The following is a 13,637-nucleotide window of genomic DNA, read 5'->3' as shown; positions in this document are numbered from 1 at the left end:
CAGAACCTCAGTTACGGTTGAGAAAACGCTGGAAAGTCTCTGCGTCGGGATAAGCGCGCTGCGTGCCGCGCCCGGTGACGCTGCAGGCGGCATAGGCCGACGCCTGTGTCATGGCGGCGGCCACATCGCCGGTTTTCACCAGCAGATAGGCAAAGCAGCCGATAAAGGCATCACCTGCGCCGCTGGTATCGACCGCCTGAACCGGCGTCGCAGCCACGCGATGCACCTGGTCGCCGCTCATCCAGACCGATCCCCGGCTGCCCAGAGTAATGATCAGATTTTTAAGGCCGCGCTTCAGCAGCGACTGCCCCGCCAGGATCACCTCGTCATCGGTGCTGACGGGCAGGCCGGTGAGGATCTCCAGTTCGGTTTCGTTCGGCATAAAGAAGTCGCATTTACAGGCGTAGTGAATATCCAGCGAAGCGACGGCCGGTGCCGGATTCAGGATCACGTTGATCTGATGCTGGCGGGCAAAATCGATGGCGTAATAGACCGTCTCCAGCGGGATCTCCAGCTGCAGGATGATCAGCTCACAGGCTTTCAGCGCCTCTGCCGCGTCGTCGATATCAGCCGGTTTCAGCTGCTGGTTGGCACCTTTGATAATCAGAATGCGGTTTTGCGACTGGTCATCGACAAAAATCGGTGCCACACCGCTGGAGGTGCCTGGTGCAGTGGTGACAAATCGCGTGTCCACGCCCTGCTGCTGCAGGTTCGCGACGGTGTTGGGCGCAAAGAGATCGTCGCCAACTTTGCTGACCATCATCACGCTGCCGCCCATTTTCGCCGCCGCAACCGCCTGGTTAGCGCCCTTACCGCCGCAGCCAATCGCAAAGTCAGGCGCTTCAAGGGTTTCGCCCGCTTTCGGCAGGCTGTTGGTATAGGTAATCAAATCGACCATGTTTGAGCCGATGACCGCAATTGTCATGACCATTTCTCCTGGATATTTTGCAAACTTAAAATGTTATTAAAGTCACAATAACCTTTCTTAAAAGTTAAATATGTGACAAAAACCACAACATGAGTGCGCAAAATCGACAATATGCGACAGGGAGCGGGATTTTAAGTGTTACTATTATAACAAGATAACATCATAGAGCCTGCTGGCTGAGCAATGTGAACGCCTGCGGCGATGAGCGGTAGTCACCGCACAGCGGAGGTTTGCGGGCCTTTCAGAATGCGGGTAAGATTGGTTGCCAGCCTGGCGGATGAGACGCAACTCATTCAAATCTGTGAGGTTTGTCGCGTATTGACGTCGGTTCCGGCGTCTTTCCTCCGCATTGCAGGATAGGTAAACAGAGATGACCATGGAAACCCGGCGCGACGAACGCATTCACAAGCTGACACAGGCGCTTAAACGCACCGATAAACTGCATCTCAAAGACGCGGCCCAGCTGCTGGGTGTCTCAGAGATGACGGTTCGCCGCGATTTAACCGAACCGGGCTCCAGCGTGGTGTTACTGGGCGGCTACATTGTCAGCGACCCAAAAAGTCATACCGGCCACTATTTTGTCAGCGATCAGCATGGGCAGAATGCGGCCAGAAAGCAGCGACTGGCGCAGGCGGCGGCCAGCCTGATTAACGAAAACGATACGGTCTTTTTCGATTGCGGCACTACCCTGCCCTATATCGTTGATGCGATTCCCGACACGCTGTCGTTCACTGCCATCTGCTGTGCTATGAACACCTTTCTGACGCTGAAAGAGAAACCTGGCTGTAACGTTATTCTCAGCGGCGGTGAATTTCATGCTGACAACGCTCTGTTTACACCGATTGGCGTGCACACCATCCTGGACGATCTTTGTCCGACGCTGGCTTTGATCTCTGCGGCGGGTATCGACAAAGATCAGGGGGCGACCTGCTACAACACCAATGAACTGATGATGAAACATCACGCCATGCTGCGTGCCCGAACGTCGGTACTGGTGGCTGACAGCAGTAAATATGGCAAGGTGCTGCCTGCCCGCATTGCCGGGCTGCAGCGTTTTGACCTGCTGGTGAGTGACAGCGCACCCGATCAGGCGTTACAGAACTGGCTGGCGCAGCAGGCGATACCGCTTCGCCTGCCCTGAGCCTGCCTCTGCCGTCATTTCAGCGATTACGCGCGGAAATCAGACAGTTATTTCATACGTTGTCCGGCATCACCGCCCTCAGGGCATTATTCGCCGCCCCCCGGCTGGGATTAAACGGTGAAAAAGGCTAAACTTCGACATCATTCCAACGACCAACAGACCCAGAGGCTCAATCCAACGTGGCTCAATTCGTCTATAGCATGCATCGCGTCGGCAAAGTGGTTCCGCCGAAGCGACATATCCTGAAAAACATCTCACTCAGCTTCTTCCCCGGCGCAAAAATCGGCGTACTCGGCCTGAATGGCGCGGGTAAATCTACCCTGCTGCGCATCATGGCCGGCATCGATAAAGATATCGAAGGGGAAGCGCGTCCGCAGCCAGGCATCAAGATTGGCTACCTGCCGCAGGAGCCGCAGCTTAACCTTGAACACACCGTGCGCGAGTCGGTTGAAGAAGCGCTGTCAGAAGTAGTTGGCGCACTGAAACGTCTCGACGAAGTTTATGCGCTCTATGCCGAAGAGGATGCAGACTTCGACAAGCTAGCCGCTGAGCAGGGCCGTCTTGAAGAGATCATCCAGGCGCACGATGGTCACAACCTGAATACCCAACTGGAACGTGCTGCCGATGCGCTGCGCCTGCCAGACTGGGACGCGAAGATCGCCACCCTTTCCGGTGGTGAACGTCGCCGCGTCGCCCTCTGCCGCCTGCTGCTGGAAAAACCAGACATGCTGCTGCTGGACGAACCGACGAACCACCTGGACGCCGAATCTGTCGCCTGGCTGGAGCGCTTCCTGCATGACTTCGAAGGCACTGTGGTCGCGATTACGCATGACCGTTACTTCCTGGATAACGTGGCAGGCTGGATTCTGGAACTTGACCGCGGTGAAGGTATTCCGTGGGAAGGCAACTACTCCTCCTGGCTGGAGCAGAAAGATGCGCGTCTGGCGCAGGAAGCTTCTTCTGAAGCCGCGCGTCGTAAGTCGATTGAGAAAGAGCTGGAGTGGGTGCGCAAAGGGCCAAAAGGCCAGCAGTCTAAAGGCAAAGCCCGTCTGGCTCGCTTTGAAGAACTGAACAACACGGACTACCAGAAGCGTAACGAAACCAACGAACTGTTTATTCCGCCAGGTGCCCGTCTGGGTGACAAAGTGCTGGAAGTCAGCAATCTGCGTAAGTCCTATGGCGACCGTGTGCTGATTGACGATCTCTCGTTCTCAGTACCGAAAGGGGCGATTGTCGGGATTATCGGTCCTAACGGCGCGGGTAAATCGACGCTGTTCCGCATGATGTCCGGTCAGGAACAGCCTGATTCCGGCAGCATTGTGCTGGGCGAGACGGTGAAGCTGGCGTCCGTCGATCAGTTCCGCGACAGCATGGATAACTCCAAAACCGTGTGGGAAGAGGTCTCCGGCGGTCAGGACATCATGCGTATCGGTAACACCGAGATGCCAAGCCGCGCCTATGTTGGCCGCTTTAACTTTAAAGGCGTCGATCAGGGCAAACGCGTTGGCGAACTGTCGGGTGGTGAGCGTGGTCGTCTGCACCTCGCGAAACTGCTGCAGGTTGGCGGCAACATGTTGCTGCTCGATGAACCGACCAACGACCTGGATATCGAAACCCTGCGCGCGCTGGAAAACGCCCTGCTGGAGTTCCCGGGCTGTGCCATGGTCATCTCGCATGACCGCTGGTTCCTGGACCGTATCGCGACGCACATCCTGGATTACCAGGATGAGGGTAATATCGAATTCTTCGAAGGTAACTTTACCGAATATGAAGAGTACAAGAAGCGTACTCTCGGCGCCGACGCACTGGAGCCGAAGCGCATCAAGTACAAGCGTATGACGAAGTAATCGAATAAACGGGCGGCAGCGATGCCGCCCTTTTTGATGGTTCACTCAGCGATAAAACTCTCTGAATACCGGAGACTGCAGCGCAAACTCTATAAAGCGTGCCAGCGCAGGCGAATTCAGTTTACGGCCCGGATAGACCAGCCACAGCTCATTTCCCTCGACTTCCCATTCCGGCAGCACCGGCACCAGCCGGGGATCCGCCATCGCCCCATCGGTCAGAAAGTGCGGCAGCAGCGTAATGCCTGCATCGCCCAGCGCCGATTCGCGCGCATAGAGTAAATTGTCGGTGAGATGGCCAGGCGGCAGCAGCCAGCGGTAGAACGCGCCATCACGCTGCAATACCCATTCATTCCATGCGCGATGCGCGATACAGCGGTGAGCTGACAGCTGCTGCGGGTGAAGCAGCGGCGGGTGCTGATTAAGATAGTGCTGCGAAGCCACCAGCAGTCGTGGGCAGTTGCCTATCCGGCGGCCAATCAGCGAGGACTCCTGCGGCTGACCGGTGCGCAGCGCCACATCAAAGCCCTCCTGTACCAGATCCCGCATCTCATCGGAAATCGAGACATCCAGCGTCACATCAGGATAGAGACGCAAAAACGCTGCATTACAGCGCGCCAGCAGTGTGGCCCCAATGCCCGCCGGACTGGTGATGCGCAGACGCCCGCTGGGGTTTTCACGCAGGCTGGCGATAGCCTGATCGGCGCGTTCACTGGCCTGCATCATCTCCTGACAATGCAGCAGATAGCGCTCACCGGCAAAAGTCAGATTGAGCTGGCGGGTGGTGCGATTCAGCAAACGAATCCCCAGCCGCTGCTCCAGCTGGCTGATACGCTGACTGACACTGGATTTAGGCAGGCCTGCGCGTTCTGCCGCGCCGGTAAAGCTGCCGCACTCCGCCACCAGCGCAAACAGCGCCATGTCCTGCCACTGACGAAATGCCATTGTTCACCTCAGACGAACACTCTATGAAAGATTGTCCATCTTATCACCGTTAAAATCAGGTTCTACACTTAAGGCCTGTCTTCATCATTACAGCTGGTCTTGCCATAAAGAGTATGTACACCGGCTCCCGACCAGGCTGTCAGAGAAAAGAGCCAGACTCTTTGCTTAACTACACAGGAAAACGTTATGTCTATTCGCGCTATCGCAATTAATCCCGAAAATCCTGAACACTTTACTGAAATTTTCCCTGAAACCCCCACGCCAGGCGAGTATGACCTGCGTGTCGAGGTCAAAGCCGCCTCGGTCAACCCGGTTGATACCAAGGTGCACAAAGGGGCGAAGAAGAACGGCTTACAGCAGCCACGTATCCTGGGCTGGGATGCCAGCGGCGTTGTGCTGGAAGTGGGCAGCTCAGTCAGCAACTTTAAGCCTGGCGATGAAGTCTTCTACGCCGGCGATCTGACCCGTCCAGGCAGCAACAGCACTGAGCAGCTGGTGGACTCACGCATCACCGGCCATAAGCCAGAGAGTCTGGACTGGGCACAGTCTGCCGCGATCCCACTGACGGCCCTGACCGCATGGGAAGGTTTATTTGAACGACTGAACCTGGAGACGGCATCGGAAGATCAGACTCTGCTGATCGTTGGCGGCGCAGGTGGTGTTGGATCACTGGCGATCCCCCTGGCGAAGCTGCGCAGCAAAGTGAAGATCATTGCGACTGCCTCGCGTGAAGATTCCGCCCAGTGGTGCCGCGATCGCGGAGCCGATGTGGTGATCAATTACAAAGATATGATCGGTGAGCTGGAGAAACAGGGCATTAAGCAGGTTGATTATATTTTCTGCCTGAACGATACCGACGGTCACTGGGAGACGATGGCGAAGCTGATCGCACCACAGGGTCATATCTGCACCATCGTGGAAAACGAACATCCGCTGTCGATGGATCAACTGAAGCTGAAGAGTGCGGCACTGCATTTCGAGCTGATGTACACTCGCAGCATGTTTAATACCCCGGATATGGCGCGTCAGGGCGAGATTCTGGATGCGGTATCGGCATTGCTGGATGAAGGTAAACTGCAAACCACGCTGAGCGAAACGCTGCACGGCTTAAGCGTTGAGACGTTAACTGCCGCCCATCAGCGCGTGCTGGAAGGCCACATGCGCGGCAAAGTGGTCATGGTCTATTAATGCGCTGACCCGGCTGCCGTGCGGCAGACCGGGTCACAGCTGGCGTTACGGCTGGGCGTTTTTCTCGCCCAGCATCGCTTTGACCAGCTCAATGCAGCGCAGGAACCGCGCGTCATAATCATCTTCCTGCACGTGCAGGAATTCGATGTTGTTTTCACGCAACATTGTCACCAGCATCGACTGAAACTCCCGCCGATCCACGGAACTGCCCAGACTGCGCAGTCCATCTGCGACCCAGGGCACGTTATTCTCTAACAGAATCACCAGATCAAAACGGTATTCATCGATCAGTGCCTGCACAAAGGGATGTTCGCGCCCTTCATACTTCAGACAGAATGCCTGCGTGGTCACAAAATCGGTGTCGATAAACGCCACTTTGTTGGCGTATTTAACGGCAAAATCGATGTACTGTGCCTGACCCAGCGCGATCTTGTCGTAATCGGAATATTGCAGCGCCATTTCGTCACCGCCCAGATGGGAGAAGACATAGTCGCGGCCATATTCCCAGGCGCTGGTGGTGTTAAAGATGTTGGCGAGCTTATTCACCAGCGTCGATTTACCGCTCGACTCGCCGCCGAGAATCGCCACGGTGCGCACAAAGAACGGCTTCACTTCCGTAGGAATGTAATCCCAGAAGCGGAACGGATCCTGACGAATCTGCGCGCCACTGATGCTCATAAAGGATCGGTTGGGATCGACCAGCACGGTCTGAATGCCAAGGTGCTGCTGATACATCTCCGCATCGGGCGCTTCACTGGTGTAGATGCAATCAGGTGCAATGCCGTGCTCGCTCAGAAACGCGCTGACGCCCTTGCTCCAGACATCCCAGCCATGCGGATAGGGTTCAATCCCCTCCTCATCAAAGGCGTGGATGCGGATATTTTTCTGATACTTAAAGGTCTGCAGCAGCCAGCGCAGGCGATCGCTGACCGTAGGCTGCTGTGACATCGCGCTGTTCTCAAACAGTTCACGGTCACGCGGCTCGTCATAACCCATAATGATATGCAGCTCATCCACCTGACTGCAGGCGCGCTGAATCAGATAGATATGGCCGGTGTGCAGCGGATAAAACTTACCAAATACCACGCCCACCGTTTTATCGCGGCGCGGAAATTCAAGGCCCAGGAATCGGTGAAGCGCCTCCAGTTTTTGCGCGCTGGGGCTTTTGATTTTGGCATTGAGCAACTGGCTCAGATAGCCTTTGGTCATGCCGCTGGCATCAGCGACCTGTTGCAGCGTATGGCCCTGCTGGCGAATAGCCGTTTTCAGATAATCAAACGACGACATGTCGTGCCTCCTGCATCAATGCGGTTAAGGTGGGAGCGGCCTGCCCGCGACGCCGGCTGGCAGGCCGCAGGCGCATTACAGATCGTCCAGAATCGCCAGCGCATCGGCCAGCTTCTTCGCGCTGAAAACCTGCATCCCGGCAATCGGTTTTTTCGGTGCATTCCCTGCCGGTACAATGGCGCGTTTGAACCCATGCTTCGCCGCTTCAGAGATGCGCTCCTGACCGCTGGGCACCGGACGGATCTCACCGGCCAGTCCCACTTCGCCGAAGATCACCAGATCCTGCGGCAACGGACGATCGCGCAGGCTCGACACCATCGACAGCATCAGCGCCAGGTCCGCACTGGTTTCGGTGACTTTAACACCACCAACCACGTTGACGAATACATCCTGATCCGCCATCTGCAATCCGCCATGACGATGTAAAACGGCCAGCAGTATCGCCAGGCGGTTCTGCTCCAGACCCACCGCCACGCGGCGTGGGTTGCCCATCATGGAGTGATCGACCAGCGCCTGAATCTCCACCAGCAGTGGACGCGTGCCTTCCCACAGCACCATCACCGAGCTGCCAGAGGTAACCTCTTCGCCCCGTGACAGGAAGATAGCGGACGGATTGCTGACTTCACGCATGCCCTGCTCTGTCATGGCAAACACCCCCAGCTCATTGACCGCACCGAAGCGGTTTTTATGGCTGCGAAGGGTGCGGAAACGGGAGTCGGCATCGCCATCCAGCAGCACCGAACAGTCGATACAGTGCTCCAGCACTTTCGGCCCGGCCAGTGAGCCATCTTTAGTCACGTGACCGACCATGATGATCGCGACGCCGCGCGTTTTAGCGAAGCGCGTCAGGTAGGCGGCGGTTTCACGCACCTGCGCGACGCTGCCGGGTGATGACTGGATCTCTGCCATGTGCATGACCTGGATCGAGTCGATCACCATCAGCTGCGGCTGCTCCTGTTCGGCGATCAGGCAGATCTGCTCAATGCTGGTTTCCGACAGCATATTGACATTTTCGGTGGGTAATCCCAGACGATGGGCGCGCATCGCAACCTGTTGGAGTGACTCTTCACCGGTGACGTACAGGGTTTTCATCCCCTCTGACAACCGGCACATCACCTGCAGCAGCAGCGTGGATTTCCCCGCACCAGGACTGCCGCCAATCAGAATGGCGCTGCCCGGCACAACGCCGCCGCCCAGCACCCGGTCAAACTCTTTGAAGCTGGTCGAGAAGCGCGGTAACGCCTCCAGGCTGATTTCAGAGAGCTTCTGCACCCGGCTGGTCCCGGCGCTGCCGGCATAGCCACTCAGGCGCTCGTTACGCGCAGCAGCAGGCGAGGCAGCGATGCGCACCTCGGTGATGGTGTTCCAGGCGTGACAGGCGCTGCATTGCCCCTGCCAGCGTGGGTAATCTGCGCCACATTCGTTACAGACAAATGCGCGTTTTGCCGCTTTGGCCAAATCAATACCTCAGTTAACGCTCTTCGTGGATCAGGCTGCCGGTAAGGATGCAGAACACCCCCATTAAATCGGCATGGCGAATGGTGACCGCGGTCTGCTCATTCACCTTAGGTTTAGCATGGAACGCAATGCCCAGCGCTGAGGCTTTGATCATCAGCAGGTCATTGGCACCATCGCCGATCGCCACCGTCTGTTCCGGCGCGATATTAAAACGCTCCGCCAGCTTCTTCAGGGTATCGGCTTTGTATTGTGCGTCGACAATCGGACCCAGCACGTTGCCGGTCAGTTTGCCGTCGCGAATTTCGAGTTCATTGGCCACCACCGCCGACAGATGCAGCTTGTCGCGCAGGTATTCAGCGTAATAGGTAAAGCCGCCAGAAGCGATAGCAATCTGCCAGCCCAGCGCCTGCAGCTTCTGCGTCAGCGTCGTTAAGCCTGGCATTAATGGCAGAGCATCACGCACCTGTTTCAGGATATTGGCATCTGCGCCCTGCAGCGTGGCGACGCGCTGACGCAGGCTGGCGGTGAAGTCGAGTTCGCCGCGCATCGCACGCTCCGTGACTTCCGCCACCTGCTCGCCGCAGCCCGCCAGTTTTGCAATCTCATCGATGCACTCGATCTGAATCGCGGTGGAGTCCATATCCATCACCAGCAGGCCTGGCGTCTTGAGATGCGGGATTTTGCCCAGCGGCGCAACATCCAGCCCGGCATCGTGCGCCAGCTTGCTGGCAAACGGCGTCAGCGATCCTGCCAGTCGAATCACCTGATACTCATCGACGTTCCAGGCGCTGACGATCACCATCGCGGCCCCCAGCTGGTGCTGGTAATCGGTGAGCCGTTGCTTGTCCAGCCCGCGGCCATACAGCAGCCAGCCGGTGCGGCCAGCGCGATAATCCAGCGGCATCACTTCATCACCGCTAAGAGAAAGGGGCAAACCCGGCCAGAGGGAAACATCGGCGGGAAGATCGCACCAGGTTAAACGATTTGGCATCAGAGCTCCTGTAGGGACAACAAAACCACGCAAGAGGCTACCTTGTCTGCGCCGCTTCTGGCAACATAATCTCCAGGCTTTCTGTTGTGATATGACCCGGATGAGTAATGGCTAAAACCGCACTGAAATTTCGCTTACATCGGACCGTGATCGTTCTGATCTCCATGGCGCTGCTGGTTGTGCTGATGCAGGGCGCATCCTGGTTCAGTCTTGGTCATCAGGCGGCGCGTTCTGAACAGGTCGAGGAGCTGGCACATACACTGACCAGCCAGGTGGCGTTTAGTCTTAAGCCGTTGATGGACAACAGTGAAAATAACCGCACTCAGATAGAAGCCATTCTTAATCAGATGACGGCTAACAGCCGTATTCTGGATGCGTCGGTGTATGACGGCGACGGCAGTCTGGTGGCGCACAGCGGTGAAAATATTAATGTGCGTGATCGGCTGGCGCTCGATGGTCAGCGCGCAGGCAGCTATTTCAACCATCAGATTGTGCAGCCGCTGGCCGGGAGCGATGGCCCGCTGGGCTTCCTGCGCGTGACGCTGGATACCCACGTGCTGGTCACCGACTCGCATCAGGTCGATAACACCACCAATATTCTGCGTCTGATGATGCTGCTGGCACTGGCGATCGGCATTATTCTCTCCCGTACCCTGCTGCGCCATCGCCGCACCCGCTGGCAGCAGTCGCCGTTCCTGCTCACCGCCAGCACCCCGGTGAAAGAGGACCGGGATGAGGACGACGAGAAGAAAGAGTAGTGTTCTGGCGCTGCGGTAAAAATAAAACGAGAAAGGCCCGCTGTGCGGGCCTCAGACTGCTGACAAACCCAAATAAGGGTGCATCTGGCAGCAATGAATTCGCTTAACGCGCAGGGTACACGGTCAGAGGAGGAAAGCGTCCCGCGCCAGGGACGGCGCGGGCCGAGCGTGCCATGGATGGCGGTTTTGCGTCTTTCCGATCTGACCGTGTTCCCTTCGCAGGCTCGATATAACCACTGCCCCGGACTGAGTTTGTCAAAAACGAAAAAGGCCCGCTGAGCGGGCCTTTTTTATGGGAAAGTTGCAAATTTGCGAGACAGCTTCCATCAGCCGATGAGCAGCGCTTCCAGCTCACCCAGCGATTTGACCTGCCAGGTGGGTTTAATATGTTCTGGCAGCGGCCGGGTGCCATGATCGAGCCAGCAGGTTTTCACTCCCGCGTTCATCCCGCCCAGAATATCTGACTCTGGCGTATCCCCCACCATCAGCACCCGCTCACGATCCGGATTGCCCATCAGCTCCAGCGCGTAGTCAAAAATCGCGGCCGCCGGTTTTGGCACGCCAACCTGCTCAGAGATTACCAGCGCCGAGAAGTAATCACGGAAGCCGGTGCGCTCCAGACGCGTCTGCTGCAGCGCGGTAAAGCCGTTGGTGATGATCCCCATCTTTACCTTGCCATGCAGCTGGTTCATCAGGCTGACCGCGCCCGGCAGCGGCGTGCAGATCTCGCCCATCGCGCTGAGGAAGCCGCTGTTGAGGATCTCTGGTGCCACGCTGAGCTTTTCGCTCCAGTGGTTGAAACGCTGAGTCTGCAACTGTAACGCTGAGATGGCGCCGTTCTGATAATCGACCCACAGCGGCTTGTTGATCGCCTGATAATCGCTGTAATCCTGGTCGGTGAACTGCACGTCATAGCCGGCGAACAGGCGCTGCAAACCGGCATAGGCGTCGAAATGGAAAAGGGTATCGTCCGCATCAAACAGGATGCAGTCCCAGTTATCTGTCATTAAAGCTCCTTAACACCACTACGGCGTCAGGGCCATGAGAATGGCATCTTCACGGCCGCTGGCGGTGGGATAATAGTTGGGGCGACGACTGACCTGATTGAATCCAAGCTGCTCATAGAGCGCAATGGCGGGCAGGTTCGAGGCCCGCACTTCCAGCCACAGCGTCAGCACGTTGCGTTTGATCAGCTCATCGATCAGATGCTGCAACAGCTGGCGGCCATATCCCCGGCGCTGAAAGTCAGGATCGACCGCGATGTTAAACAGCGAGGCTTCGTCCAGCACCACCTGAGTAATGGCAAAGGCGACCATTTTGCCGTCGGCGTCGAGACGTAAATTAATAAAGCGCTCGCCCTGATTACTGGCAAACGTCTTTTCACTCCAGGGAAACGCGTGGCTACGACGCTCAATGGCAAAGGCCTGCGCCAGGTCGTCAGGGGTGAGTAAAGAGATGGCTGTCATGGTTACACATCTGTTGCCAGAGCGCGCGTTTGGCGACGCCGCTGCTGATCAGTTCATTGAAAGAGGCGCTGGTTAATGCCACGCCATTAAAAGTCTGTTCGCTCTCTACGCCGAGCAGCCAGCCCGCGCAGTTCAGCGTTTCCGGCAGCATCTGCAGCTGATCCGGCGTCACGGTCATTACCTGAGCGGGTTGCAGATTGAGGGTATGCAGCACATCGCGCATCAGCGGTTCATGCAGACCGGGTGGCGCGTCAGCGACAATAATTAACTGCGTGTCCGGTGCCAGCGTGACGGCAATTTCGCCCTGAAGCACGCGCGGGCGGCGCAGCTGATACTGCGTAATTCCCATTTGCTGTAAAAGCCAGTCGCGCCTGGACGTCATGGTGTTACCTGTTCTGCTAGCTGGATGCGACGCTATGCTAGCAAACCCATCGAACATGCGCCAACAAACCACTATAATCCCCGCTCAGATCTTACAGGAGCCCTACATGTCTGCTTTTACCCCGGCCAGCGAAGTCATTCTGCGCCACAGTGATGAATTTACCGCCCGCCATGTTTTATTTGCTGGCGATCTGCAGGATGACCTGCCCGCTCAGCTGGAAACCGCCTCATCGCGCGTTCACACCCAGCAATATCATCACTGGCAAAACCTGAGCCGCCGTATGGGCGAGCAGGCGCGTTACGGAATGGTTGCGCAGCCGGAAGATGTGCAGGGATGCGATACCCTGGTCTACTTCTGGACCAAAAATAAGCCGGAAGTACAGTTCCAGCTGGAGAACCTACTCTCGATGCTGCCAGTGGGCTGCGACGTGTTCGTGGTGGGTGAAAACCGCAGCGGCGTCCGCAGTGCCGAAGGCATGCTGGAGTCGTGGGTGAAGCTGGAGAAGATCGACAGCGCGCGTCGCTGTGGTCTCTATCATGGTCGCCTCGACAAACAGCCTGAATTCGATGCCAGCACCTTTGGTCATCAGTATCAGCTGGATGGTCTGACCATTCACACTCTGCCTGGCGTCTTCAGCCGTGACGGTCTGGATAGCGGCAGCGCCCTGCTGCTGTCGACCTTTACCCCGCACACTAAAGGTAAAGTGCTGGATATGGGCTGTGGCGCAGGCGTAATTGCCGCCTCACTGCCTGCCCGTTCGCCTAAAGTACGCCTGTGGCTGTGCGACGTGCATGCCGCAGCCATTGAAGCGAGTAAATTGACGCTGGCCGCCAATGGCATCGAGGGCGAAGTTTTCGCCAGCAACGTCTTCTCTGACGTGACCGGCCGTTTCGACATGATTATCTCTAACCCGCCGTTCCATGAAGGCACCCAGACCAGCCTCGACGCCGCACAGGCGCTGATCCGGGGAGCAGTAAAGCACCTGAACACCGGTGGCGAACTGCGTATTGTTGCGAACACGTTCCTGCCTTATCCGCAGGTGCTGGATGAAGCTTTCGGCAGCCACGAAGTCATCGCACAGACCGGCCGCTTTAAAGTTTATCGCGCCGTCTATGGTCGTGGTGCCAAAACACGATAAGGGCTTTTAACGTCATTAATCGCGTTGCCGGGCTGAAAACGTTGCTTTTTACAGCGATCGTTTCAGCCCGACGAAATAGTTGTTGACGCAAAGAGTAAAATCTCTAGAATG

13 protein-coding genes are annotated in these 13,637 nt (G+C 56.9%); 5 read left to right on the top strand and 8 right to left on the bottom strand.

What is annotated here, in order from left to right; all coding sequences use genetic code 11:
- Positions 1-7 precede the first annotated feature (7 nt).
- A complete protein-coding gene (rbsK, locus tag H7K52_RS08690; RefSeq protein WP_182629942.1) occupies positions 8-925 on the bottom strand; it encodes a ribokinase in 918 nt (305 codons plus the stop codon).
- A gap of 379 nt (positions 926-1,304) precedes the next feature.
- Between rbsK and deoR the strand changes: the two genes are divergently transcribed.
- Positions 1,305-2,069: a DNA-binding transcriptional repressor DeoR gene (deoR, locus tag H7K52_RS08685; RefSeq protein ID WP_033743124.1), complete on the top strand. Its 765-nt coding sequence runs from the start codon at positions 1,305-1,307 to the stop codon at positions 2,067-2,069.
- 179 nt (positions 2,070-2,248) lie between these two features.
- The gene (gene ettA, locus H7K52_RS08680) at positions 2,249-3,916 is read left to right on the top strand and encodes an energy-dependent translational throttle protein EttA (protein WP_008925533.1); all 1,668 of its coding nucleotides are present in this window, start codon (positions 2,249-2,251) and stop codon (positions 3,914-3,916) included.
- Between the two features lie 45 nt (positions 3,917-3,961).
- Here ettA and H7K52_RS08675 read toward each other — a convergent pair whose 3' ends face one another.
- Positions 3,962-4,858: a LysR family transcriptional regulator gene (locus tag H7K52_RS08675; RefSeq protein WP_003854894.1), complete on the bottom strand. Its 897-nt coding sequence runs from the start codon at positions 4,856-4,858 to the stop codon at positions 3,962-3,964.
- Between the two features lie 186 nt (positions 4,859-5,044).
- On the opposite strand from H7K52_RS08675, the gene H7K52_RS08670 reads away from it, so the two are divergent.
- Complete coding sequence (locus H7K52_RS08670; RefSeq protein WP_003854895.1) at positions 5,045-6,046, top strand: zinc-binding alcohol dehydrogenase family protein; 1,002 nt, start codon at positions 5,045-5,047, stop codon at positions 6,044-6,046.
- Positions 6,047-6,091: 45 nt separating this feature from the next.
- Here the strand turns inward: H7K52_RS08670 and nadR are convergent, their stop codons facing one another.
- The 3 genes from nadR to serB all read right to left on the bottom strand — a co-directional run bounded on the left by nadR (position 6,092) and on the right by serB (position 9,782).
- Positions 6,092-7,333, bottom strand: a complete 1,242-nt coding sequence (gene nadR, locus H7K52_RS08665; RefSeq protein WP_008925532.1) for a multifunctional transcriptional regulator/nicotinamide-nucleotide adenylyltransferase/ribosylnicotinamide kinase NadR — start codon at positions 7,331-7,333, stop codon at positions 6,092-6,094.
- A gap of 75 nt (positions 7,334-7,408) precedes the next feature.
- On the bottom strand, positions 7,409-8,791 hold the full coding sequence (radA, locus tag H7K52_RS08660) for a DNA repair protein RadA (protein WP_003854897.1): 1,383 nt from the start codon (positions 8,789-8,791) through the stop codon (positions 7,409-7,411).
- Between the two features lie 13 nt (positions 8,792-8,804).
- Positions 8,805-9,782, bottom strand: coding sequence for a phosphoserine phosphatase (gene serB, locus H7K52_RS08655; protein WP_078804764.1), 978 nt, complete (start codon positions 9,780-9,782; stop codon positions 8,805-8,807).
- Positions 9,783-9,889: 107 nt separating this feature from the next.
- On the opposite strand from serB, the gene H7K52_RS08650 reads away from it, so the two are divergent.
- The gene (locus H7K52_RS08650) at positions 9,890-10,540 is read left to right on the top strand and encodes a YtjB family periplasmic protein (RefSeq protein ID WP_008925530.1); all 651 of its coding nucleotides are present in this window, start codon (positions 9,890-9,892) and stop codon (positions 10,538-10,540) included.
- Between the two features lie 326 nt (positions 10,541-10,866).
- Here H7K52_RS08650 and yjjG read toward each other — a convergent pair whose 3' ends face one another.
- From yjjG to H7K52_RS08635, 3 genes are read right to left on the bottom strand one after another with little or no spacing between them, the layout of a single operon-like run.
- On the bottom strand, positions 10,867-11,547 hold the full coding sequence (gene yjjG / locus H7K52_RS08645) for a pyrimidine 5'-nucleotidase (RefSeq protein WP_008925529.1): 681 nt from the start codon (positions 11,545-11,547) through the stop codon (positions 10,867-10,869).
- 18 nt (positions 11,548-11,565) lie between these two features.
- On the bottom strand, positions 11,566-12,006 hold the full coding sequence (gene rimI / locus H7K52_RS08640; protein ID WP_003850861.1) for a ribosomal protein S18-alanine N-acetyltransferase: 441 nt from the start codon (positions 12,004-12,006) through the stop codon (positions 11,566-11,568).
- Positions 11,978-12,388, bottom strand: a complete 411-nt coding sequence (locus H7K52_RS08635) for a DNA polymerase III subunit psi (RefSeq protein ID WP_003850863.1) — start codon at positions 12,386-12,388, stop codon at positions 11,978-11,980. The genes rimI and H7K52_RS08635 overlap by 29 nt, the downstream gene beginning before the upstream one ends.
- Before the next feature lie 106 nt (positions 12,389-12,494).
- Between H7K52_RS08635 and rsmC the strand changes: the two genes are divergently transcribed.
- Positions 12,495-13,526: a 16S rRNA (guanine(1207)-N(2))-methyltransferase RsmC gene (gene rsmC / locus H7K52_RS08630; protein ID WP_003850865.1), complete on the top strand. Its 1,032-nt coding sequence runs from the start codon at positions 12,495-12,497 to the stop codon at positions 13,524-13,526.
- Positions 13,527-13,637 lie beyond the last annotated feature (111 nt).

Origin of the sequence: Pantoea hericii, assembly GCF_014155795.1 — a bacterium.
GTDB classification, from domain to species: Bacteria; Pseudomonadota; Gammaproteobacteria; order Enterobacterales; family Enterobacteriaceae; genus Pantoea; species Pantoea eucalypti.
Note: the sequence above shows the minus strand (reverse complement) of the source record. Positions and strands in the feature narration are given on the sequence as shown.